The following is a 23,105-nucleotide window of genomic DNA, read 5'->3' as shown; positions in this document are numbered from 1 at the left end:
TTAAATACCGGCCACGCGGGCCGAGGGAAGGGAGCGATCGTGCTCGAATTGAAAACGCCCACAGAGATCGAAAAGATGCGGGTCACCGGCGCATTCATTGCCGACCTGCTCGACGATCTCACGCACCGAGCCGAGCCCGGGGTCAACTTACTGGACCTCGAGCACCGCGCCCGCCGGTTGATCGACGATCGCGGCGCGCAGTCGTGCTACTGGGACTACTCCCCCTCGTTCGGGCGAGGCCCGTTCCGAAACGTCATCTGCCTGTCGGTGAACGACGCAGTGCTGCACGGACTTCCGCATGATTACGTCCTTCGCGATTCCGACCTGCTGACGATGGACATCGCGGTGTCGATCAATGGGTGGGTTGCCGACTCCGCGCGCAGCATCATCGTCGGCACCCCGCGCCCCGAGGACGAACGCCTCATCGAGGCCACCGAACGTGCGTTGGTCGCTGGAATCTCGGCCGCGAGGGCCGGCAACCGCCTGGGCGACATCTCCGCGGCCATCGGCGCGGTGGCTGCCGATTACGGGTACCCCGTCAACACCGAGTTCGGTGGGCACGGGCTGGGCCGCACCATGCACGAAGATCCGCACGTGCCCAACACCGGACGCGCGGGACGAGGCCTCAAACTCAAACCAGGTTTGACCCTCGCCCTCGAGCCCTGGCTGGCCCGAACCACCGACAGGATCGTCTATGACGACGACGGGTGGACCATCCGCTCTGCCGACGGATCCCGAACAGCTCACAGCGAACACACCATCGCCATCACCGATGGCGAACCGTTGGTACTGACACAGCAGAGCGTGTCCACCACATCCGTCCCCGCCTGAGGTCGCCGAGGGAGCAGTGCCCTCGGCGTGCCCATCCGGGGCCCGAAGTGGTGTCGAACGATCCATGGCGGGCGTCCAGTGTCAGAGCACCACGGGTACCCAGAGTCCGAAGAACCAGAATCCCCACCCCTGTTTGCGATCGTCGAAGACCGGTGTCACCGATTGGCCACGGTAGTCGAACGTCTCGAGATCAGGCCGCTTCACCGCGCCGAGCGCAGGAACAACCTGCGACGTCTGGCCGACAGCTGTTCCCTCAGGCGCAACAGCTGCGTTCGCCGTCGCCGTACCGGTCCCGATTCCCAACGCCGCCAGGCTGATTCCACCGGTGACGGCGGCCGCTGAGATGGCCTTCCTGACCTCCATGTGCCCACTCCTTCGTTGACATCGGCGACACCTCAACCGACTGCGTTCAACGATAGGGATCGAAACTTACCGGCATCCATGGTCAGCCTGTGAAGTTGCTGTCAACGACCGCACGTAGTGCGGGAACATTCGTGCCCGCTCGCGACTCTCATCGACACCAAGCCGCACACTGCAGAAGGAACACGACCATGGATGCCGGAGCCGAGTTCGACTCGCACGACGTGATATCGATCCCGGACGACACCGGCCCGGCCGAGGAGCAGGAGAACACGGCTCAGATCGGCTGGTCGGACCTCGACATCTCGCTCGACGATCCCGTCACCGACGACTCGTCGGACGAGCCCGAATCCGGTCACAGCGCCGGCGACTCCGACGAATACTCCGACCACTGGTTCCTGCAGGCGGAGAACGGCACCTGCGTTCCGGCGAGTGTCGCGCAGATCGTCGCGGAGTACACCGGCGAGGACATCCAGAGTGAAGACGCGTTCGTCGAACTGTCGCAGGAGAACGGATACTTCGTCGACGGTGAGATCAACAACGGGATGTCGATCTACGCGGCCGCAGACCTACTGGAACAGAACGGAATTCCGGCGACCGTCGAAACAGGCGACATGGACGACCTCTCCGTCGCACTCGACGAGGGTCGCGGGGTGATGCTGTACGTCGACTCCGGCGAGTATTGGGACCCTGAGCAGGAAGCGAAGGACGAGTCCGCCGGACGCGATCAGGGCGGTGACCATTGCGTGGTCATCAGCGAGATCGACTACGAGAAGGGCGTCGTCTATCTCAGCGACCCGGGGCACCCGGACGGCGACCGCATGGAGGTCCCCCTCGACGAGTTCGAACAGGCGTGGGGCGACGCGAACAACACCATGATCGTCTGCGACGAACCCTCACCGAACGCCGATACATACGACGCACCTGTGGAATCTGACGATCCGCTACTCGACTCCGACTACGACAGTGACGATCTCACCGACCTCAAGGCCGCGATCGACTGGCTCACCGAGCGTCCGTGGACGCTGCTCCCGCTCGTCATCGGCGCCAACTGATCGCACCTATCGGCTCCGACGCCTCGGGTGGAGCCACACATAATCCGGGTTCGGCCGCACCGGCCGCCGGCGCAGACGGTTCAACAACGGTGACTCATCGACACGCCCCGCGCAGATCTCGAGTTGTCGCGTCGTCCACGCCCGTCCCGGCCGGATGTCGATTTGGTAGGCACCGAGGTAGTCGGTGATCTCTTCGCTGAACGCGGTCTTGAACTGGCCCACGCCGTGGCGCTGGTGGGACTCGTCGGTGATGGTCGCCGACGACGGCGTGCCGTCGAGGTCGTACCACTCGCACCCCTGTTCACGGGCCCAACGCATGATCTCCCACTGCAAGGCGTAGGCCGCACGGCTCCCGCCGAGTCCACACTCGGTGGGGTCACCCGGCCGCTTGCGCACCGAACCCGCCCCGAAGTACAACGCAGTCTTTCCGAAGGTCGTCACAAACGCACCGACCACCACTTCGCCGCAATGTCGCGCCAGAAACAATTGGCCGCGACCGGACTGCTCGTACCGCTGGAAGACGGCGGTGGTCGTCGCCAGGCTCGGTATGTGAAATCTGCCTCCGCTGGTCGCGTCGAGCATCTCGTACAGCACTCGACAGTTGTCGTCGGTCGCCGGCACGCGATCGACGACGACGAACTCGCGGGCGGCGCGACGAATCGACTTCCGCGCGCGCTTCTTGAACCGGGCCTGCACATCGTGTTCAGAGCCTCGCAAGTCGACGAGCACCGTGCTGTCGTCGAGCCATGTCGGGGTGCGTCTCAACCCTGCTGCGCGAAGCGCCATCTCATCGTTTGCGTTCGCTCTGAGCTGGGTGCGTAATCGCACCGCGGTGATCCCGTGTCGCGCTCCGAATGCTGCTACCTCACGCGCGGCAGCGATCAGGTCATGGACGTCGGCAACCGGCGGTCCGATCAGCACCCACAGGGGACCTGACACCGGAACTCGGACTTGAAAAGCAATGACTGCAAAACCGCCCACGATCAGGTAGACGGGCGTCCCCCCGCCCACGACCATGCCGGCGATATTGTCGCTTCCGCGATAGACGTTGCCCTCGTCCGGACTTCGTAGGATCAACTCGTCCCAACGCCGAATCTCGTCGGCGTCGGCGAACCGTACGTCTGAGGCCGTCTGGGCAGCCCCCGACCGACGCGCTCGGCGTGTGTTGCCGAGGTCGTGGCGAACGGGCGGGGTCGCGCGGACGACGCTCACGGCGTCCACCACCCGGACGAGACGTCACAGACAAATGCACTGCGGCCCCACCGGCATCCCGGTTGTGGCACTTGGTTGTCGGTCATGAGATCGAACGCCCTTCGGGTAGCTCCCCGCGGCGTCAACCGCGGACAGGACTGCCCGACCCTGAATGAATCTTACCGCTCAGGGGGTCGTTTGATCAGACGACGTGCTGACGATCAGCTGTTACCTACTGCAATGGCGATGGAGATGAAGAAGTAGAGGACCCAGCCGACGACGAATACGTACCCCAGGATGAGTCCGGCCAGAGCAAGACCCTCACCGCTCTCGGCCCCGCCACTGTTCTTGACCTGGCTCAGGCCGATGTGCCCCAGGATGATCGCGATGATCGACGTGACGCAGAAGAACGGGAGCAATCCGCACACAAGCGCGGCGATGGCGAGCCCGTTGGTGCGTTGCCCGGCCACCGGAAGTTGTTGGGGGTAGCCCGGCTGACCGAACTGCTGGTGCCCAACCCCCTGGTTCGGCGGGCCGTAGCCAAATCCCGGTGCAGGGTACTGACCGGCGTAGGGATCATAGGTCTGGCCGTAGGCGGGCGGCGGCGGGTATGCCTGCTGCGGGTATCCCCCGTTGTCATATCCGCCGCTGTCCTGACCGCTACTCCCGTCTTTGTTCAGATCCGGCCGGTAGGCCTGCGTCGGGTCGTATGGATCGCTCATGTCGAAAACCTTTCGGGTGGTCGAGTCGGAGGGTCGACCATAGGCAGATCTGGCCGACATTAGTGTGCCCGCCGCTGAGCGGTCTGTAATTCGAACAGATGACGAACTGCCGCGACATCGCAGACGAGTACGTTTTCCCCATGGACTGGTCCGCTTTGCCTTCCTCGGGCGTGGTCTCTCTCACCGGTGTCGGCGTCGCCGCCATCGCACTGGCCCTCGACGACCTACCCGATGACGCACCTGCTGTCCTGCTGACACGCGTGGATCAGATCAGCGGAGCATCCCAGGTGATCGACGACCTGATCGGCCGCCTCGAACGCATCGCCTACGACCTCTACCCGGCCTGGCTCCCGGGCGCAGAGGTGTCGCCGAGGCGAAGCACGATCGACCGGGTCGCCGCCCGCTCCCTGGCCGCAACCATGGCCGAATCGTCGCCCCACTACCGTCCGTTCCTCATGGACCTGACCACCAATGCCGTTGCCGCGCACGGCAGCGGCGTGTCGTCGGATCTGTCGCAGAAGTACACCTCGGGCACTCTCATGGCCGGGCTCGTGCGGGTGATCTCGGAGAGCTTCGCCCGGGACGCCGTCGTACTCGCCCTCTACCCTGCCGCTGTGTCCACCGCCGCGCAGCAGCAGCAGCTGGCAACCGCGTGCGACTGGTTGGCAACCTACGTCGGCGTCTGGCTGCTCGACGACATCACGTCTCCGCTCGACCGTTACCCGATCCGGAGCCTCGAACCCGGCGATGCCCAGGTGGCAGATGAACAACCCTGGACCCTTCCCGCTCTGACCTTCCCTCCCCTCGCCGGGCGGCCGCATCCATCGAGCACCGCAGAGGGGAAGCTCGAATCGCACCTCGCCCGGCAGCATTGGGCGGGGAGCCGACGGTGGAACCAGCGAGTGCCGACCGGCGATCTCGCGCCGTATGTGAGAGCGGATCTCCTCTGGCCGGAGGCCTCGCTCGTAGTGGAGATCGACGGCGCCGACCACCGGACCGCCGCGAAGTACGCGGACGACCGCCGACGCGATGTCGCACTGCAACTGGCCGGGTACACGGTCGTCCGATTCACCAACGAACAGGTACTGAGCGACACCCCCCGTGTTGCGGACATAATCGAGAGGCTGCGTTTTGACCGCTTGGCTGCAAAGGAGCTCCCGTGACCACTTCGGACCTCACCGGTACGGAGATGATCGTCTTACTCGTCTTGATGGCTGAAGCACGTGGCCTCACCAACGCCGAGATCAAGGAGCGTGGGCCCGAACTCCGTGCCACCCCGTCCCGAAAGAAGCTGAACGAACTGGGACTCATCGAGAGCGACACCTCCGCGCGACCCCACCGGCACGCACTGTCCGATCGCGGATGGGCCCGGTGCAACGAACTCCTCGGAACGCAGCCGCCGGCCGGAACCACCCCGCAGGGCAAAGCGCTGTTCACCGTGCTGGCGGGGCTCGGACGCCATCTTCACACCAGCGACCTGCGTCTGGCTGACGTGTTCGCGCCGCCCCAAGACCCGGTGGTTGTCGACGAACCCGTCCCCGACGCCGCCGCCCAGCTCGAGCCTGCCGTTGACATCCGAATTGTCGAGGCCTACAGATCCCTGGCGGCCAAACCCGGAGCGTGGGTATCTCTCCGGCGACTTCGGCCGGCCCTCGGGGACATCGAGCGAGATGTTCTCGACGACGCTCTGAGATCGCTCTACACCCGGCCGGGGATCACGCTGATCCCAGAAGAGAACCAGAAGTCGTTGACCCCGGAAGATCGCGCCGCTGCGGTGTCGATCGGCGGCCAGAACAAACACCTCATCTACGTGGAGACCGTGTGACCTCGACATCCCCGCTCGAAGCTCTGGCCGTAGCTCGCAGTGGCTTCTCGAACTCCGCCCATACCCGCGACGACGTATGGGTCTCCAACAACGACATTCACGTCAACGGACTTCACTCCAAAGCCTGGCGTGCCATCGAACGTGCTGTCGCCGACGCGCAAGAGAGCCGAGGACCGAGTCCGCTCGGGGTAGTGCTGCAGGGTCCTGCAGGTTCGGGCAAGACGCACCTTCTCGGACAGGTGCGCGAATACGTCCAGGCCAAGGACGGCTACTTCATCATGCTCGATCTCCTGGACCCGAGCGACTTCTGGCGGACGCTGCTCAGTTCACTCCTCGACTCGTTGAACCGGCAGATCGAACCACCGGTCGACAAGACCCAACTGCACGAAGTCATGCGGAAACTGGCTGACCTTGCCGGCACCACCCGCAGTGCGCGGCGCGCGATCTCCGGTGACACGACCATCACTCCGGAAGTCCTGGACGAGTTCGTCAACGGGCTGCGCAAGCCCCTCCCCGCGCTCATTCGTAGCCACCACGCCACCCTCCGCGCTCTCGTTCTCACCGCAGCCCCGAACTCGCGCCTCAACGATCTGGGTATCGCGTACCTGGAGAACAACATCGAGGAGATCGAGTCGGCGGACCGGGACGAGTGGCACTTGCCCCCACGAGCGATGCCTCACGACCAGACCGTCCGCGCCATCTCCGAGTTCATGGCCGCCACCGGGCCGTCGGTTTTGGCGATCGATCAGATCGACACACTTGTTGCGCAATCGCGCTCGAGCACGGACGCCTCGGCCACGGATTCCTACGCCAACTCGATCATCGACCTCTTGGCGCACGGTCTGATGTCAGTCCGTGAGGTGCTGTTGCGCACAGTCTGTGTGATCTCCTGCCTGCCGAAGATCTGGACGATCATCGAATCTCAGGCGACCAGCACAGTCCAAGATCGATTCCGAGCGAACTTCGTCCTCGAAGGACTACCCGACGGCGCTTTCGCCCGCGCGCTTGTCGAACGCCGCCTATCGAAAGCCCTTGCGAAGTCGAACTTCACGCCGCCGTACGCCACCTGGCCGGTCAAGGATCAAGCATTCACTCAGGCATCTGAGCTCAACGCGCGCCTGCTGATCAAGCGCATCGACCGCCACATCAACGACTGTCTCGACAACGACGAAGTGATTGAGCTGGAATCGCTGGTCGATCAGCCGAAGACTGTCGTAGACGCTCCACACCGCCCCAAGATCGTTGACCGCAATGAGGCACCCGCCGGTGACCTGGACGAGGTCTACCAGCGGCACATTCGAAACGCCATCACAGCGCCCGTCGTAGACCCGAAGAAGGAAGACGACCTCGTCCCCGATCTGCTGAATGCGGGACTTCGGGCCTGGGCAATCGAAGCTGGCTCCGACGCTTTCGAGATCGATCCGGTCGGCGGCCAGTTCCGACTGCATGCGCGTCTGCGGCTGACACTCGACTCCGAAATCGACGACGAACAGCACTGGGCCTTCCGCGCCATCTCATCGCCCAATGCCGTTGCGGTGCAATCACGTCTGCGCAATGCCGCAATCGAAGCCGGCCTCGACGCCAACGTCTCTCGACGCCAACTGTTCATCCTCCGGAACATCGATTGGCCGAGCGGCCCGAAGACAGCGCAGATCGTCAGCGAGTTCACCGCCAACGGTGGCCAGGTACTGTCCCTGTCCACGGACGACATCTCGAAACTCAGTGCTCTGAACGAGATGCTGAAGAAGATGCCCGGCGGTCTGGACAGCTGGCTCCAGGAGCGCAAACCCGCTCATGACATCGAGTTCCTGAGTGCCGCCCTGGGCACAGCCGGCGACGAGGTGGACGCGCCGCTCGACGTCGTCGAGCCGCCGGTCTCACCAACGGAAGAGTCTGCGCCCGAACCGTACACACCTGCGGTATCACCCGCGCCCGCGTCGGCCGAGTTGTCCGCAGAGACCACCGCCGAGATCCCGGTGATCGATGCCGAGCAACCGTCCTCCCCTGTCGCCGCGTCGACTCCCCCATCAACGAGTATCCGACTGGGTGTTGCGCGGTCGGGACGGGAGGCCACCGTCGAACTCGAGGCCCTCCGCAAACACACGGCCATCTTCGCCGGATCGGGTTCCGGAAAGACAGTGATGATCCGCCGGCTCATCGAAGAGTGCGCCCTGCAGGGTGTTTCGGCGATCGTCCTCGATCCCAACAACGACCTCGCCCGGTTGGGGACCGCGTGGCCCCAAGCTCCGTCGGCATGGACGGGCGACGATGCCGCCAAAGCCGCCGACTACATCGCAAACGTCGAAACCGTCATCTGGACGCCACGGCTCAGCGGCGGTCGCCCGCTGAGTTTTCAGCCCCTCCCAGATTTCGTCGCCGTCCAGGAGAACCCGGACGAGTTCGACTTGGCCGTCGACGCAGCAGTGTCTGCGTTGAAACCCTATGCCGGGGTCAGCGGCACGAAAGCGTCGCTCCAAGAAGCCATTCTCAAGCGTTCGATGGCGCTGTACGGTCGGCAAGGCGGCGGCTCACTCGCCGGGTACGTCGCTCTGCTGTCGGAGATGACGGACGACATGAGTGGTCTGACCGATACCGAGAAGCTCGCGGGCATCTTGGCCGAGAATCTCAAGGCCGCGATGATCATCAACCCGATGTTGGGCGGTGGTGGGACACCCGTCGACCCCTCGGTCCTGCTCACGCCTACGGCCGGCAAGCGCGCCCGGATCTCGGTGATCAGCCTCATCGGTCTCCCCGACGAAGGCAACCGCCAGGGATTCGTGAATCAGCTCGAGCTCGCCTTGTTCGCCTGGATCAAGAAGAACCCGGCAGGCGATCGCCCGCTCGGCGCGTTGTTCGTCATGGACGAGGCCCAGACTCTGGTTCCGTCGGGCCGAGTCACACCGTGCACACGAAGCACAGTTGCACTGGCGTCTCAAGCGCGGAAGTACGGACTGGGCCTGGTGTTCGCCACCCAAGCACCCAAAGGCATCGACGCCAAGATCGTCGGCAATGCCTCCACGCAATTCTTCGGCCGCCTCAACACACCGGTGCAGATCAACGCTGCGAACGAGATGGCCTCCGCAAAGGGCAGCCGAATCAACGACATCGGGCGCCTCGGAACCGGCGAGTTCTACGTCGCCCCCGATGGCGCGTCGTTCCAGAAGGTGAACACCCCAATGTGCCTGAGCTACCACCCCGCCTCCCCCCTCTCCGACGAGGAAGTCCTGGCCCTTAGCCGGGAATAGGAACTTTCGAAGCAAATCGATCGAGATGGAGGTCAACGTGAGCGATGAACCACTCACCGCAGAGGAACGCGCAGAACTGAAACGTCTAAGGGCTCAGAACGATGCGTTAGCCAAGAAGCTCGAACAGAACGAAAAAGCGCTTGAGATCATGGAAACCGCACGCCAGAAGCTGTTACGACTTCGTGGCGAGTCGGACAGTGAAGGCGACACTCGCTGATTTACACCATATTCGTCCCGTAGAGGGGCCGCCGAGGGTTATATGCCCTCGGTGACACCAGATGGGACCGAATGTGGTGAAAACAAAAGCGGCCCGCCCCCGGTGAAGGGAACGGGCCGCTTGAGGTGTCGAACTTCTACTTGGCCTTCTCGAGGACCTCGACCAGACGCCAGCGCTTGGTGGCGCTGGTCGGGCGGGTCTCCATCAGACGAACGCGGTCGCCGATACCGGCGGTCTCGTTCTCGTCGTGGGCCTTGACCTTGCTGGTGGTGCGGATGATCTTGCCGTAAAGCGGGTGCTTCACACGATCTTCCAGCTCGACCACGATGGTCTTCTGCATCTTGTCCGAGACGACGTACCCGATCCGCTCTTTGCGGCTCGCACGCTCCTCGGTGGTGGACGTTTCTGTCACCTTCTGGTCCTCACTCATGCGTCGTCACCGTCCTTTGCTTCAGGTCCGGCGGCCAGGCCGAGCTCGCGTTCCCGCATGACGGTGTACACGCGCGCGATTTCGCGACGCACGGTACGCAGCCGGCGGTTGTTGTCGAGCTGACCGGTGGCCATCTGGAACCGAAGGTTGAACAGCTCTTCCTTCGACTCACGCAAACGTTCGACCAGTTCTTCGTCGTTGAGCTCACGGAGCTCAGCGGCGGCGATTCCGATTGACATCAGAACAGCTCCTCTCTGGTCACGATGCGGGTCTTGATCGGGAGCTTGTGCTGTGCGCGACGCAGGGCCTCGCGAGCAGTCTCCTCACTGGGGTAGCTCATCTCGAACAGGATGCGACCGGGCTTGACCGGGGCAACCCACCACTCGGGCGAACCCTTACCGGAACCCATGCGGGTCTCGGCAGGCTTCTTCGTCAGCGGGCGGTCGGGGAAGATGTTGATCCACACCTTGCCGCCACGCTTGATGTGCCGGTTGATGGCAATACGAGCTGACTCGATCTGACGGTTGGTGATGTAGGCGGCTTCCAGAGCCTGGATGCCGTAGTCACCGAACGTCACCTTGGTGCCGCCCGTGGCCTGACCCTTCAGGCTGGGGTGGTGCTGCTTGCGGTGCTTGACCCGACGAGGGATCAACATGCCTCAGCCCTCCTGGTTCTCGGCCTGCGCGGGCGCAGGCGTGGTAACTGGAGCGTCGGCTGCCGCGGGTGCATCCGCAGTTGCGGTGGCCGCACGTCCAGCTTCGGTGCTGGTCGCTGTGGTGCCCGACGAACCGCTCCGCTTCGGACGTGCGGGGCGACGCGGACGACGGTCATCTCCGGCGGGAGCAGCGGCCGAGGACAGAGCCTCGCGCTTGCCACCGACGATGTCGCCCTTGTAGATCCAGACCTTCACGCCGATACGGCCGAAGGTGGTCTTGGCCTCGTACAGGCCGTAGTCGATGTCAGCGCGCAGGGTGTGCAGCGGCACACGGCCTTCGCGGTAGAACTCGCTACGGCTCATCTCCGCACCGCCGAGACGACCCGAGCACTGGACCCGGATTCCCTTGACGTTGGGCTGACGCATGGCCGACTGGATGGCCTTACGCATTGCCCGGCGGAAAGCCACGCGGTTGCTGAGCTGCTCTGCGACACCCTGTGCCACCAGCTGAGCTTCCGACTCGGCGTTCTTGACCTCGAGGATGTTGAGCTGCACCTGCTTGCCGGTCAGCTTCTCCAGGTCGCCACGGATCCGGTCGGCCTCGGCGCCGCGGCGACCGATGACGATGCCCGGACGGGCGGTGTGGATGTCGACGCGAACCCGGTCACGGGTGCGCTCGATCTCCACCTTGGCGATGCCGGCGCGCTCGAGGCCGGTGGCCAGGAGCTTGCGGATGGCAACATCCTCTTTCACGTACTCCGCGTACTGCTTGTCTGCGTACCACCGGGACTTCCAGTCCGTGGTGATACCGAGACGGAAGCCGTGCGGGTTGATCTTCTGGCCCACTACTGAGCTCCCTTCCGGCGGTTGCGGCTGGTGGCCGCACCCTTGTCGGCGATGCTCTCGACGACGACGGTGATGTGGCTGGTCCGCTTACGGATCCGGAACGCACGCCCTTGGGCACGCGGACGGAACCGCTTCATGGTCGGTCCCTCGTCGGCGAACGCCTGTGCCACCACGAGGGTGCGACGGTCGAGGTCGAGGTTGTTCTCCGCGTTGGCCACAGCGCTGGCGAGCACCTTGGCAACCGGCTCGCTCGCGGTCTGCGGAGCGAACTGCAGGATGTCGAGGGCCTCGTCCACGTTCTTGCCGCGAACCAGATCGATGACACGACGCGCCTTCATCGGCGTGACGCGAACGAACTTCGCGGTTGCCTTGGCGGTCGGATTCGTTGTTTCAGTACTCATGATTACCGGCGCTTCGCTTTCCGGTCGTCCTTGATATGACCTTTGAAGGTACGGGTCGGCGCGAACTCGCCGAGCTTGTGACCAACCATCGACTCCGAGACGAACACCGGCACGTGCTTGCGACCGTCATGGACGGCGAAGGTGTGTCCGATGAAGTCCGGAATGATGGTGGAACGACGTGACCAGGTCTTGATGACCTGCTTGGTGCCCTTTTCGTTCTGAACATCGACCTTGCCCAACAGGTGGTCGTCGACGAACGGGCCCTTCTTGAGGCTGCGTGGCATTCTCTAACTCCCTCCTGGGTTATCGCTTGTTCTTGCCGGTGCGGCGGCGGCGGACGATGAGCTTGTCGCTCGGCTTGTTCTTGCGGGTGCGGCCCTCGGGCTTGCCCCACGGGCTGACCGGGTGGCGTCCACCGGAGGTCTTGCCCTCGCCACCACCGTGCGGGTGGTCGACCGGGTTCATCACGACACCACGGACGGTCGGGCGCTTGCCCTTCCACCGCATACGGCCGGCTTTACCCCAGTTGATGTTGCTCTGCTCGGCGTTGCCCACCTCGCCGACGGTGGCGCGGCAGCGCACGTCGACTCGACGGATCTCACCGGACGGCAGACGCAGCGTGGCGTAGGCGCCTTCCTTACCGAGCAGCTGAGCGCCGGCTCCGGCGGAACGAACCAGCTTGGCGCCGCCACCCGGACGGAGCTCGATCGCGTGGATCTGAGTACCGGTCGGGATGTTGCGGAGCGGCAGGTTGTTGCCGGGCTTGATGTCGGCGTTGGGGCCGCTCTCCACCACTGCGCCCTGGCCGAGGCCCTTGGGTGCAACGATGTAGCGCTTCTCACCATCGACGTAGTGCAGCAACGCGATCCGCGCAGTGCGGTTGGGGTCGTACTCGATGTGAGCGACCTTGGCGTTGATGCCGTCCTTGTCGTGGCGACGGAAATCGATGAGGCGGTAGGCCCGCTTGTGGCCGCCACCCTTGTGACGAGTCGTGATACGTCCGTGGGCATTTCGACCGCCGCGACCATGCAGCGGGCGAACCAGCGACTTCTCCGGGGTGTCACGAGTGACCTCCGCGAAATCCGCGCCGGAAGCGCCACGACGACCAGGAGTCGTCGGCTTGTACTTACGAATAGCCATGAGTCTTCTTGTCCTCTACTTCTTCTGAGTCCGGGCGGCGGTCAGCCGACCGGGCCTCCGAAGATCTCGATGGGCTTACTGTCGGCTGCCAGGGTCACGATCGCGCGCTTGGTGTCCTTGCGCTTGCCGTAGCCGGCGCGGGTGCGCTTGCGCTTGCCCTGCCGGTTCGCGGTGTTCACGCTCGTGACCTGCACACCGAAGATCTCTTCGATGGCGATCTTGATCTGGGTCTTGTTCGACTCCGGATGCACGAAGAACGTGTATACGTTGTCCTCGATCAGTCCGTAGGACTTCTCGGAGATCACCGGGGCCAAGATGATGTCGCGTGGGTTTGCCTGAACGGTCATGTTTCTCAGGCCTCCTTCTGCTCTTTGGAAGCACCGTCGATGAACGTGCCCAGTGCCTCACGGCTGAAGACGACCTCGTCCGCATCGAGCACGTCGTAGGTGTTCAGCTGATCCGGCGCAATCGGCAGGACGTGCTGCAGGTTCTGCACGCTCTTCCAGGCTGCGATGTCCTCGCGGCCCACGACGAGCAGGAACTTGCGGCGATCCGACAGTTCCGCGAGGAACTGACGAGCCGTCTTGGTGGACGGATCCTGTCCGGCGACCAGCTCGGTGATCACGTGGATGCGCTCGTTGCGTGCCCGGTCCGAGAGGGCTCCGCGCAGGGCGGCGGCCTTCATCTTCTTGGGGGTGCGCTGGCTGTAGTCACGCGGCTGCGGGCCGTGTACGACGCCACCACCGGCGAACTGGGGTGCCCGGGTCGAACCCTGACGGGCGCGGCCGGTTCCCTTCTGGCGGTAAGGCTTCGCACCGCCACCACGGACCTGGGCCCGTGTCTTGGTGGCGTGGGTGCCCTGACGTGCGGCGCCCTGCTGCGCGACGACGACCTGGTGCATCAGCGAGATGTTCGCCGGTGCATCGAAGATCTCGGCAGGCAGTTCGACGGTGCCGTCGGTCTTGCCGCCGAACACCTTCACGTCGACCGTGCGGGTCTGCTGCTTTTCAGTGTTGACGCTCACTGGCTATGCACCACCCTTCATTGCGTCGCGAACGATGACAATGGCGCCCTTGCGACCGGGGATCGCTCCCTTGATCAGCAGGAGGCCGGACTCGGCATCCACCTTGTGAACCTTGAGGTTCTGGGTGGTGACCTTGTCGTTGCCCATCCGGCCGGCCATCCGCATGCCCTTGAACACGCGACCGGGGGTGGCGCAACCGCCGATGGATCCGGGCGAGCGGTGCACGCGGTGCACGCCGTGGCTCGCGCCCAGGCCCTTGAAGCCGTGACGCTTCATGACACCGGCGAAGCCCTTGCCCTTGGAGGTGCCGGTCACGTCGACCAGCGCACCGTCGGCGAAGATCTCGGCCGTCAGTTCCTGGCCCACCGTGTACTCGGACACGTCGTGGACGCGGATCTCGGACACGTGCCGCCGCGGGGTGACCCCGGCCTTGGCGAACTGTCCGGCGACTGGCTTGGTGACCTTGCGCGGATCGATGGCACCGTAGGCGAGCTGCACGGCGGTGTAGCCGTCGGTCTCTTCGGTACGGATCTGGGTGATCACGTTGGGTCCGGCCTTGACGACGGTCACCGGGATCACCCGGTTGTCTTCGTCGAAGACCTGGGTCATCCCGAGCTTCGTGCCCAGGATTCCCTTCACATTTCTCTGAGTCATCTGTTAAATCCCGCCACTCACTGGATGTTGACGTCGACGCTGGCCGGCAGATCGATGCGCATCAGGGCGTCAACGGTCTTCGGCGTGGGATCGAGGATGTCGATCAGTCGCTTGTGTGTACGCATCTCGAAGTGCTCGCGCGAGTCCTTGTACTTGTGCGGCGAGCGGATGACGCAATACACGTTCTTTTCGGTGGGCAACGGCACAGGGCCGACCACGCGTGCACCCGTACGGGTCACGGTTTCAACGATCTTCCGCGCCGACGCGTCGATCGCCTCATGGTCGTAAGCCTTGAGCCGGATGCGGATCTTTTGTCCCGCCACGCTGTGTCCTCTTCCGTCATTTTCGGCTGCACAGATGAACACCTCGTGGTCGCGACGCAGTGGCCGCACCCTCGTGACCATTACCTCGCGGTGGTGATCGACGCTGTTCATCTGTCATTGTTCAAAGCCCGCTTGCGCGAGCCGTTCGTACATGCCCGCCGAGGCGGGCCTCCGGTCCACGCGCTCGGGCGTGTCGCGATCTCTACACACACGTACGCATACGCTTACCGCTTGTACCGGGTGCATCCTTGCGGACGCGGGGGTCTTGCTTGCATGTTGTGCGCCACGACGGATGCTCGAACCAGTTCGGAAACCGCTTGGTTCGTCCGGTGGTGCTCTCTGATCGACAGGCGCGTACAGCCCAGCTGCCGATCAGGGCAACCCGACAAGTATGCAACAGATCCGGCGTAGGTCCAAATTGCCCCGACCAGCAGCAATCTTGCGCCGGATCCGCACAGTCTCTTCACAACATCTGCGCTGACCGTCGACATTCCGAAGCTAACGTCGCCTTCATGACCTCACAGCCATCCGGGGATCGACCTCCGTCCGTGTTGATCGTGGACGACGAGCCCTTGATCAGGACCTCGATCGCCGATCGGATGCGGGCAGAGGGGTTCGAGGTGGACACCGCCGACTCCGGCCCCGCCGCAGTGGCGCGGCATTCCGAGAGCAGGCCCGATGTGGTGATCCTCGACCTCATGCTCCCGGGTATGGACGGATTGGAGGTCTGTCGCCGGATCCAGTCGCAGTCGCCCACACCGGTCCTGATGCTCACCGCCCGGTCCGGGGAGACCGACCTGGTCATCGGGCTCGGCGTCGGGGCCGACGACTACCTGTCGAAGCCCTTCTCCATGCGCGAGCTCGTCGCACGGACCCGGGCGCTGCTGCGGCGGGCCGAGCGCTACGGGGCACCTGAGCCCGAGGCAGCCGGCGAGCCCCCGGCAGCCCAGGTGGTCGGAGACCTGCAGATCGATCATTCCGCCCGCCAGGTCGTCGTCGATGGGGCGCCGGTTCATCTCACGCGGACCGAGTTCGATCTCCTTGCATCCTTGGCGCGGCACCCGGGCGCGGTGCTCAGCCGCACCCAGTTGCTCGAGACCGTCTGGCAGTGGCCGAGCGCCGGGGAGACCCGGACCGTCGACTCCCACGTCCGATCACTGCGGCAGAAGGTCGGAGCCCACCGGATCCGAACCGTCCATGGCATCGGTTACGCACTCGAGGGCGGCAGGCCATGACGCTCGACTTCCCGCGTCCTCTCGATGCGTTGCACTCGTTCAAGTTCAAGACCGCGGTGGTCGTCGGCTCTGCACTGACCCTCTCCAGCGTCTCGTTCTGGGTCACCGCCCAATGGCAGTTCAGGTATGCCCTGCTCGTGGCCCTGCTCGTGGCATTCCTGGTGACGCTGGTACTCGCCCACGGCATGACGTCGCCGCTACGCGAGATGACCGGAGCCGTGCGGCGGATGTCGCGGGGCGACTACACAGTGCGCGTGCGCGCAACGTCGAAGGACGAGATCGGGACGTTGGCCACCGCGTTCAACCAGATGGCCGACGACCTCGCCGACGAGGACAAGTACCGCCGTGAGGTGATCGGCAACGTCGCTCATGAGCTGCGCACCCCCGTCGCGGCGCTCCACGCCGTCCTCGAGAACCTTGTCGACGGGGTGAGCGCACCCGATCAGGACACCCTGGAGCTGACCCTGTCGCAGACCGATCGTCTGGGCCGTCTGATCAACGAGCTGCTCGACCTCTCGCGGGTGGAGGGCGGTGTCGCCCAGCTCGACGTCGCACCGATGAACGTCCTGCGTTTCGCCGCCGATGCAGTCGCCGAATGCATGTTGCGATCGCGCCAGGAGATCAGGTTCGAGACCGACATCCCGCCCGACCTCACCCTTGTCGCCGACCAGGCTCGGCTGCACCAGGTGCTGGCCAATCTGCTCGACAACGCCGCCCGCCACTCCCCGCCCGGCGGTGTGGTTCGGGTCGTCGGGCGGCAGGACCTGAATGTGATCGTCCTCGAGGTCGCCGATCAGGGCCCGGGCATCGCGCCCGCCGAACGAACGCGGATTTTCGACCGGTTCACCCGCGGCGGGTCTCGAGACGGCGGCACCGGGCTGGGTCTGGCGATCGCCCAGTGGGTCATCAACCTCCACAGCGGCGAGATCGCGGTCGTCGACGACTCCGGTGGATGCCGGATCAGGATCCGCCTGCCGGTTCGCGCCGTGCGCTGACCCCTTCTCCTTCCAACACGCTCATCATCACCCACGAGAGGCGATACCCCATGCCCAAAATCCTTTTGCCCCAGGCTCCTCCGGTCTCACTGGAGAAGAAGGTCCCACGCAACTCCAGGATGACGGTGTCCGCCGCACTTCCAGGCGCAGCACCGTCGAGGGTGCTCGCGGTGGTTGCTCTCGTCGCCCTCGTCACACCCATGCTGCTGCCGTCATCACTCGTCGGGATCGGCATCGTGCTCATCGGGATCACGGTGTTCGCAGCGTTGTTCGTCGGCTCACCGCAGCGTCCGACTCCCCCGCAACTACTCGCCGCCGCAGCCATTCTGGCACTGCTGATGGTTGCCGGGTGGCGTAGTGCCGAATGGCTGTCGGGGTGGTGCATCCTGCTCGCCGCCCTCGCGACAGGCGTGCTGCTGATCGATGGCCGCTCGATCCGCGACATGGCATTCACGCTCGCCGCGCCGATCGTGTTGTCTCTGGGCACGATCAGCTGGCTGTACCGCGGTGTGGCGACGGCACGCACCGACAAGCCGATCAAGAACCTCGGGACGATCATCCGGGTGGGTGCGACGACAGCCGTCCTGCTGGTGGTCTTCGGTGCGCTCTTCGCCGGGGCCGACGCCACGTTCGCGGCACTGTTGAGCACCCTCGCACCAGACCTGGGCGACGCAAGCGTCGGCCCAAACATCGTTCTGGGAGTGCTGATCTCCGCATTCACCGCCCTCGGGTGCTATCTCAGGTTCGCGGAGCCGCAGGTGGCGCCGCGGCCTCGCCGCCCACTCGGTGACGCGTGGACGTGGGCTGTCCCGACCGGCACCGTGCTGGCGCTCTACGTGGCCTTTCTGCTCACTCAGGCCCGGGCGATGTTCGGTGGCGACGACTACGTCCAGCGCACGTCGGACCTGACCTACGCCGAATACGCGCGGTCCGGATTCTGGCAGCTCTTCGCGATCACCGCTCTGACGATCGTGGTGGTGTCGATCGGCTGGCAGCGAGCAGATCGGAACACAGCGGGCCGTAGAGCCCTGGCGCGGACGATCCTCGGCGGGCTCTGCCTGTGCGCGCTGGCGGTCGTGGCGTCGGCATTGCACCGGATGGATCTGTACATGGACGCCTTCGGCGCCACCCGGCTCCGCGTGAGCGTCCTGGCCGCCGAACTGTGGCTCGGCGCGATCCTCGTCGTCTTGATCGCCGCAGGCATCGGCCTGGGTGCGCGCCATCTCCCCCGCGTCATCGGCGTCCTGACCATCGCTGCCGCGCTGAGCTTCGCCGTCTACAACCCCGACCACCGGATCGCGCAGGCAAATGTGGACCGGTTCGAGAAGACCGGAAAGATCGACCTCGGGTATCTGTCCCAGCTCTCCCCGGATGCGACCGGAGCGCTCCTCGAGTTGCCCGCCGACCTCCGCCGCTGCGTGCTCCGGGCCATTGCCCGGGACGTGCGCGCCGACAGCGGTCCCATGGATGCCAACATCGGGCGCGCACAGGCGAAAGAGCAGCTCGAGGGCCTGCGACTCGCCTCGGTGGGCACATTCTCAACCTGCGCACCGAGGTAACTTACCGGGCAGTAAGATCAAGGCCCATGACCATCACCAGCGCTCCGTCCAGCCCCACCTATCGCTTCCGGCAGAAGCTGCCGGCAGGGCGACTCGGAGCCGCCCTCTTCTCTGTGGGCATGTGCGTTCGGGTCCCCTACTTCGCGACGATCCTGCCCTACGTCAAGACGATGGAACCCGGGTATTGCGAGGTCACCGCACCGAAATGGTTCGGCATCCGCAATCACCTGGGAACCTTCCACGCGATCGCGGCGTGCAATCTGGCCGAGACCGCCATGGGGATGCTGATGGAGGCAACCGCCCCCACCACCCATCGATGGATTCCGAAGGCGATGACAACCCGGTACCTGACCAAGGCGAAGACCGGATTGCGCGCGGTGGCGACGATCGCCGAGCCGATCGAGTGGGCGGAGATCACCGAGGGCCGCGAGGTGATCGTGAACATCGCCATCACCGACCAACGCGGTGTCGAGGTCGTGCACTGTGACATCACCACCTGGGTGACTCCGGCGTAGCAGGGGTACGCGCGCACTCGACGGGCCGAGTGCCGGGATTGGGCCTACGCTTTCTGCACATCGTCGTCGCCCGATCGCGCAGAGGAAGTCGTGCCACCTCCCCACCCCCATCGCCCGCTGGTCTCCTACCTGAACGGCGAGCGTTCCGGCAGCGCACACGCGAGCGTGCTCGGCGAACTGAGGCGGGTCATCCTCGACGGCAGCGCCGCACCGGGCTCGCCCATTCCGGTCGGCGACGTGGCCGACCTGTTCGGCATCAGCGCGATCCCGGTCCGCGAGGCGCTCAAGACACTCATCGGCGAGGGGTTGGTGGGCCACCGGACCGGCGGCGGGTATTTCGTCGCCCAGCTGACCTTGACCGAACTGCGGGAGATCTACTTCGTCCGGGGCGTGCTCGAACAGGCGGCGCTGGGACGCGCCTGCGAACTGGCGACCGACGCTGACCTCGACCGGGCACGCGCCGAACACGAAGCTCTCCAAGAGGCGACGATCGCCGGCGATCACCGGGCCTATCACGTACATTCCCGTCGGTTTCACCAAGCGCTCGCGAATCCCTGCGGAATGCACCGGTTGCTGAACATGTTCGATTCCACCTGGGACATCACCGAGCCGTTCCAGGTGATGCAGGGCGCCACCGGCCCCACGCAACTGCAGCTGCACGGCGACCACGAGAAGATGATCGACGCGATGGCCCGCCGGGACCCGGCTGAACTCATCGCCGTGGCCAAGGCCCACCATCTGCGGCTGGAGTCCGTCATCATCGAGACCGCGGCAGAACTCAATGTCGCCGGCGAGGACCCTGCCACCGCTTAGGGCCTGAATACAAACGGGCGAAATCGCCACTCGCGCAGAATATATTCTGCGAATATATCCGGTTCCCTGCACTTGTCGCGGGCAATTTGTTACGCATGTAATCAGCGGGCAACATCGGAGACTTAGGTTTTTCTCAGCCACTGAAGAACCGGGCGACCGGTCCACATCAACAGCAGGGAAAGCCCATGACAGACGTCAAGACGTCGGGATCAGATCCCGAGGTACCGACAAGCCACAACAACGGTGCGGGCGAGAGCGTGATCAAGCTCAGCTACGACCAACGCCTGACCAACGAAGATCTCGCGCCATTGAAGAACCAGAGCTGGACCTGGTACAACATCTTCGCGTTCTGGATGTCAGACGTCCACAGCGTGGGCGGATATGTGTTCGCGGGCAGCCTGTTTGCGCTCGGTATCGCCGCCTGGCAAGTGCTGGTCGCATTGGTCATCGGCATCGTGATCGTCAACGTACTGTGCAACCTGGTCGCCAAACCATCACAGCAGGCGGGCGTACCGTACCCCGTCACGACCCGGGTGGCATTCGGCGTTCGCGGCGCGAATCTACCCGCGATCATTCGCGGCCTGATCGCCGTCGCCTGGTACGGAATCCAGACGTATCTGGCTTCCGTGGCATTCGGCTTGCTTGCACTCAAGTTCTGGCCGTCGCTCGAAAAGTACAGCGAGAGCGGCGATATGGCATTTCTCGGCCTGTCCCCGCTCGGCTGGGCCGGCTTCATGCTCATGTGGGTCCTACAGGCGGTCGTGTTCTGGAACGGCATGGAGACCATCCGCAAGTTCATCGACTTCTGTGGCCCCGCGGTCTATGTGGTGATGGTCATCCTCGCCGGTTACCTGATCTGGAAAGCCGGCTGGGACAACGTCAGCTTCGACCTCTCCGTCGGACCCAGCAAATCAGGCTGGGCATCGATCACCGCACTGATCTCAGCGATAGCCCTTGTGGTGTCCTACTTCTCGGGACCGATGTTGAACTTCGGCGACTTCTCTCGCTACGCCAAGACCTACGGCGACGTGAAGAAGGGCAACTTCTGGGGCCTGCCGGTGAACTTCCTGTTCTTCTCGATCCTCGTGGTCTGCACGGTGTCGGCCGGCGCCACCGTGATCGGCAAAGACGGCGAAGGCAACATCATCACCGACCCGGTGCACATCGTGGACAAGATCGACAACACCACCGCAGCGGTGCTCGGTGTGCTGACCTTCGCCATCGCCACCATCGGTATCAACATCGTCGCCAACTTCGTCTCCCCCGCATTCGACTTCTCGAATGTCGCGCCGACGAAGATCACCTGGCGCACCGGCGGAATGATCGCCGCCGTCGGCTCCATCCTGATCACGCCGTGGAACCTCTACAACAATCCCGACGCGATCCACTACACCCTCGACACCCTCGGAGCCGTCATCGGGCCGCTGTTCGGCATTCTGATCGCCGACTACTACCTGATCAAGAAGCAGAAGATCATCGTCGACGACCTGTTCACCATGGATGAGACGTCGACGTACTACTTCCGGGGCGGCGTCAACCCGGTCGCAGTCGTGGCCACCGTCGTGGGCGCGTTGATCCCGATCGGCGTCGTCATCTGGGGTACCGCGTACCAGGCGAGCTTCACCTGGTTCATCGGTGCCGCCATCGGATTCGTGATGTACATGGTCGGCATGAAGGTGCTGCCGAAAGAGTTCATCTACGGCACCCGCACGGCGACCGCAGCAGTCTGACAACTCTCCGATGATGGGGCCTCAGTGTGACTCTTGTGTTGCCGCTCTGGCGGTGGTTGGGTCCTGATCACCTGGTGTTTGGCTCTTGATGGGCCTACCGGCATCACCATCAAAGGGTGAGGTCTGGTCTCCAAAAGTTGTGCCAACACCAGGTGTGATGGACCGACCGATGTGGCTTGATAGGAGCGTGGCACCGCCCCCAACTGAGGATTGCCCACCGGCCGGCCCAACCGTCCCTGTCCCTGTTTCTGAATCAGGAGGCAACCACCATGGTTGTTGTTGGAGTCGATGTACACAAGTCCACTCACACATTCGTCGCCGTCGATTCCGTCGGCAAGAAGCTAGGCCACCTCACCTCTGCGGCCACCACCGAAGGGCACCACACAGCGATCAACTGGGCACTCACCGAGTTCGGTGGCGATCTGGTGTGGGGTATCGAGGACTGCCGGCAGATGTCGACCCGCCTCGAGCGCGACCTGCTCGGCGCCGGCCAGACCGCGGTGCGCGTACCCACCAAGTTGATGGCCCAAGCCCGCTCCAGCGCTCGCACCCGCGGCAAGTCAGATCCCATCGACGCCCTGGCCGTGGCGCGAGCGGTACTACGCGAACCGGACCTGCCCGCCGCTGGCGCCGACCCCCAATCCCGCGAGTTACGGCTCCTCGTCGACTACCGGGAAGTCGCTGTCGCCCAACGCACTGCGTCAATCAACCGACTGCTGTGGCGGGTCCATGAGATCAATCCCGCCTACGCTCCCAAACCCCGGTCGCTGAGCATGAACAAGCACCAAAAAATACTCGCCACCCATCTCGCGAACCACACCAGCCTCCTCGCCGACATCGCCCGCGCGGAACTCGACGACATCATCTCGCTGACAGCCCGGATCAACAAGCTCGCCACCGAGATCGGCAAGCGAGTACGCCAACTGGTGCCGACCTTGCTCGAGTTGCCCGGCTGTGCCGAACTGACCGCCGGCAAAATCGTCGGCGAAACCGCCGGCATCTCCCGCTTCCGCTCCGCCGACGCCTACGCCAGCTACGCCGGCACAGCACCCATCCCCGTCTGGTCCGGCAACAGCGCCGGCCGCGTGCGACTACCCCGACACGGCAACCGACAGCTCAATACCGCACTGCACCGCATCGCCCTGACCCAAATCCGCCTCGAAGACTCCGACGGCTACACCTACTACCGCAACCGCCTCGCCGCCAACGACACCAAAACTTCAGCCCTACGGTGCCTGCGACGACGACTCATCCGCACCGTCTACCAACGACTCACCACCGACGCCCACACGCACCCCGCACCGACCGAACAAGCCGCCGCTTGACATAGGAGCAACTT

At 64.4% G+C, this 23,105-nt stretch carries 27 protein-coding genes; 13 read left to right on the top strand and 14 right to left on the bottom strand.

All coding sequences use genetic code 11. The features are described from left to right. Positions 1-39 precede the first annotated feature (39 nt). Positions 40-831: a type I methionyl aminopeptidase gene (gene map, locus BH683_RS06150; protein WP_084835394.1), complete on the top strand. Its 792-nt coding sequence runs from the start codon at positions 40-42 to the stop codon at positions 829-831. A gap of 81 nt (positions 832-912) precedes the next feature. Here map and BH683_RS06145 read toward each other — a convergent pair whose 3' ends face one another. Continuing rightward, entirely contained in the window at positions 913-1,194 is a 282-nt protein-coding gene (locus tag BH683_RS06145) for a hypothetical protein (protein ID WP_084835393.1), read from the bottom strand. A gap of 188 nt (positions 1,195-1,382) precedes the next feature. Here BH683_RS06145 and BH683_RS06140 point away from each other — a divergent pair, with 188 nt between their 5' ends. After that, on the top strand, positions 1,383-2,246 hold the full coding sequence (locus tag BH683_RS06140) for a C39 family peptidase (protein ID WP_084835392.1): 864 nt from the start codon (positions 1,383-1,385) through the stop codon (positions 2,244-2,246). Positions 2,247-2,252: 6 nt separating this feature from the next. Here BH683_RS06140 and BH683_RS06135 read toward each other — a convergent pair whose 3' ends face one another. Together BH683_RS06135 and BH683_RS06130 are read right to left on the bottom strand one after the other, a co-directional pair. After that, positions 2,253-3,458, bottom strand: a complete 1,206-nt coding sequence (locus BH683_RS06135; protein WP_143695982.1) for a peptidoglycan bridge formation glycyltransferase FemA/FemB family protein — start codon at positions 3,456-3,458, stop codon at positions 2,253-2,255. 200 nt (positions 3,459-3,658) lie between these two features. After that, positions 3,659-4,159, bottom strand: a complete 501-nt coding sequence (locus BH683_RS06130) for a DUF4190 domain-containing protein (protein WP_168186979.1) — start codon at positions 4,157-4,159, stop codon at positions 3,659-3,661. Positions 4,160-4,299: 140 nt separating this feature from the next. Between BH683_RS06130 and BH683_RS06125 the strand changes: the two genes are divergently transcribed. The 4 genes from BH683_RS06125 to BH683_RS06110 are packed head-to-tail and all read left to right on the top strand — an operon-like array spanning position 4,300 to position 9,446. After that, entirely contained in the window at positions 4,300-5,322 is a 1,023-nt protein-coding gene (locus tag BH683_RS06125; protein ID WP_168186978.1) for a DUF559 domain-containing protein, read from the top strand. Beyond that, entirely contained in the window at positions 5,319-5,984 is a 666-nt protein-coding gene (locus tag BH683_RS06120) for a hypothetical protein (RefSeq protein WP_084835388.1), read from the top strand. The genes BH683_RS06125 and BH683_RS06120 overlap by 4 nt, the downstream gene beginning before the upstream one ends. Then, positions 5,981-9,229 (top strand): AAA family ATPase, encoded by a 3,249-nt coding sequence (locus tag BH683_RS06115; RefSeq protein WP_084835387.1) that lies wholly within the window; start codon positions 5,981-5,983, stop codon positions 9,227-9,229. Before BH683_RS06120 ends, BH683_RS06115 begins: the two co-directional genes overlap by 4 nt. A 37-nt stretch (positions 9,230-9,266) precedes the next feature. After that, positions 9,267-9,446: a hypothetical protein gene (locus tag BH683_RS06110; protein WP_143695981.1), complete on the top strand. Its 180-nt coding sequence runs from the start codon at positions 9,267-9,269 to the stop codon at positions 9,444-9,446. A 136-nt stretch (positions 9,447-9,582) separates the two neighbouring features. Here the strand turns inward: BH683_RS06110 and rpsQ are convergent, their stop codons facing one another. The 11 genes from rpsQ to rpsJ are packed head-to-tail and all read right to left on the bottom strand — an operon-like array spanning position 9,583 to position 14,919. Further along, positions 9,583-9,876 carry a 30S ribosomal protein S17 gene (gene rpsQ / locus BH683_RS06105; protein WP_084835385.1) on the bottom strand — a complete coding sequence of 98 codons (294 nt, stop codon included), beginning with the start codon at positions 9,874-9,876 and terminating at the stop codon, positions 9,583-9,585. Beyond that, complete coding sequence (gene rpmC, locus BH683_RS06100; protein ID WP_084835384.1) at positions 9,873-10,115, bottom strand: 50S ribosomal protein L29; 243 nt, start codon at positions 10,113-10,115, stop codon at positions 9,873-9,875. Before rpmC ends, rpsQ begins: the two co-directional genes overlap by 4 nt. Continuing rightward, positions 10,115-10,531, bottom strand: a complete 417-nt coding sequence (gene rplP, locus BH683_RS06095) for a 50S ribosomal protein L16 (RefSeq protein ID WP_084835383.1) — start codon at positions 10,529-10,531, stop codon at positions 10,115-10,117. The genes rpmC and rplP overlap by 1 nt, the downstream gene beginning before the upstream one ends. A gap of 3 nt (positions 10,532-10,534) precedes the next feature. Then, entirely contained in the window at positions 10,535-11,377 is an 843-nt protein-coding gene (gene rpsC / locus BH683_RS06090) for a 30S ribosomal protein S3 (protein ID WP_084835382.1), read from the bottom strand. Further along, the gene (rplV, locus tag BH683_RS06085) at positions 11,377-11,778 is read right to left on the bottom strand and encodes a 50S ribosomal protein L22 (protein WP_084835381.1); all 402 of its coding nucleotides are present in this window, start codon (positions 11,776-11,778) and stop codon (positions 11,377-11,379) included. The genes rpsC and rplV overlap by 1 nt, the downstream gene beginning before the upstream one ends. Before the next feature lie 2 nt (positions 11,779-11,780). Beyond that, positions 11,781-12,062: a 30S ribosomal protein S19 gene (gene rpsS / locus BH683_RS06080; RefSeq protein WP_084835380.1), complete on the bottom strand. Its 282-nt coding sequence runs from the start codon at positions 12,060-12,062 to the stop codon at positions 11,781-11,783. 19 nt (positions 12,063-12,081) lie between these two features. Then, positions 12,082-12,918 carry a 50S ribosomal protein L2 gene (gene rplB, locus BH683_RS06075; protein ID WP_084835379.1) on the bottom strand — a complete coding sequence of 279 codons (837 nt, stop codon included), beginning with the start codon at positions 12,916-12,918 and terminating at the stop codon, positions 12,082-12,084. Between the two features lie 41 nt (positions 12,919-12,959). Continuing rightward, the gene (gene rplW, locus BH683_RS06070; protein ID WP_084835378.1) at positions 12,960-13,265 is read right to left on the bottom strand and encodes a 50S ribosomal protein L23; all 306 of its coding nucleotides are present in this window, start codon (positions 13,263-13,265) and stop codon (positions 12,960-12,962) included. A gap of 5 nt (positions 13,266-13,270) precedes the next feature. Further along, positions 13,271-13,942 carry a 50S ribosomal protein L4 gene (gene rplD, locus BH683_RS06065; protein ID WP_084835377.1) on the bottom strand — a complete coding sequence of 224 codons (672 nt, stop codon included), beginning with the start codon at positions 13,940-13,942 and terminating at the stop codon, positions 13,271-13,273. A gap of 3 nt (positions 13,943-13,945) precedes the next feature. Then, a complete protein-coding gene (gene rplC, locus BH683_RS06060; protein WP_084835376.1) occupies positions 13,946-14,596 on the bottom strand; it encodes a 50S ribosomal protein L3 in 651 nt (216 codons plus the stop codon). 17 nt (positions 14,597-14,613) lie between these two features. Next, positions 14,614-14,919 (bottom strand): 30S ribosomal protein S10, encoded by a 306-nt coding sequence (gene rpsJ, locus BH683_RS06055; RefSeq protein ID WP_003938093.1) that lies wholly within the window; start codon positions 14,917-14,919, stop codon positions 14,614-14,616. Positions 14,920-15,431: 512 nt separating this feature from the next. On the opposite strand from rpsJ, the gene BH683_RS06050 reads away from it, so the two are divergent. The 7 genes from BH683_RS06050 to BH683_RS06020 all read left to right on the top strand — a co-directional run bounded on the left by BH683_RS06050 (position 15,432) and on the right by BH683_RS06020 (position 23,091). After that, positions 15,432-16,154, top strand: a complete 723-nt coding sequence (locus BH683_RS06050; RefSeq protein WP_084835375.1) for a response regulator transcription factor — start codon at positions 15,432-15,434, stop codon at positions 16,152-16,154. Continuing rightward, positions 16,151-17,149 carry a HAMP domain-containing sensor histidine kinase gene (locus BH683_RS06045; RefSeq protein WP_084835374.1) on the top strand — a complete coding sequence of 333 codons (999 nt, stop codon included), beginning with the start codon at positions 16,151-16,153 and terminating at the stop codon, positions 17,147-17,149. Before BH683_RS06050 ends, BH683_RS06045 begins: the two co-directional genes overlap by 4 nt. A gap of 50 nt (positions 17,150-17,199) precedes the next feature. After that, on the top strand, positions 17,200-18,708 hold the full coding sequence (locus BH683_RS06040; protein ID WP_168186977.1) for a DUF4173 domain-containing protein: 1,509 nt from the start codon (positions 17,200-17,202) through the stop codon (positions 18,706-18,708). 26 nt (positions 18,709-18,734) lie between these two features. Continuing rightward, positions 18,735-19,223: a hotdog fold domain-containing protein gene (locus tag BH683_RS06035; protein ID WP_084835372.1), complete on the top strand. Its 489-nt coding sequence runs from the start codon at positions 18,735-18,737 to the stop codon at positions 19,221-19,223. A gap of 90 nt (positions 19,224-19,313) precedes the next feature. Further along, complete coding sequence (locus tag BH683_RS06030; RefSeq protein WP_084835371.1) at positions 19,314-20,036, top strand: GntR family transcriptional regulator; 723 nt, start codon at positions 19,314-19,316, stop codon at positions 20,034-20,036. A gap of 185 nt (positions 20,037-20,221) precedes the next feature. Continuing rightward, positions 20,222-21,766 (top strand): NCS1 family nucleobase:cation symporter-1, encoded by a 1,545-nt coding sequence (locus BH683_RS06025; RefSeq protein WP_084835370.1) that lies wholly within the window; start codon positions 20,222-20,224, stop codon positions 21,764-21,766. 269 nt (positions 21,767-22,035) lie between these two features. Continuing rightward, positions 22,036-23,091, top strand: a complete 1,056-nt coding sequence (locus BH683_RS06020; protein ID WP_084834247.1) for an IS110 family transposase — start codon at positions 22,036-22,038, stop codon at positions 23,089-23,091. The last annotated feature ends 14 nt before the right edge of the window (positions 23,092-23,105 follow it).

The sequence above is a fragment of the Williamsia sp. 1138 genome (genome assembly GCF_002095435.2).
Lineage (GTDB): Bacteria > Actinomycetota > Actinomycetes > Mycobacteriales > Mycobacteriaceae > Williamsia.
Note: the sequence above shows the minus strand (reverse complement) of the source record. Positions and strands in the feature narration are given on the sequence as shown.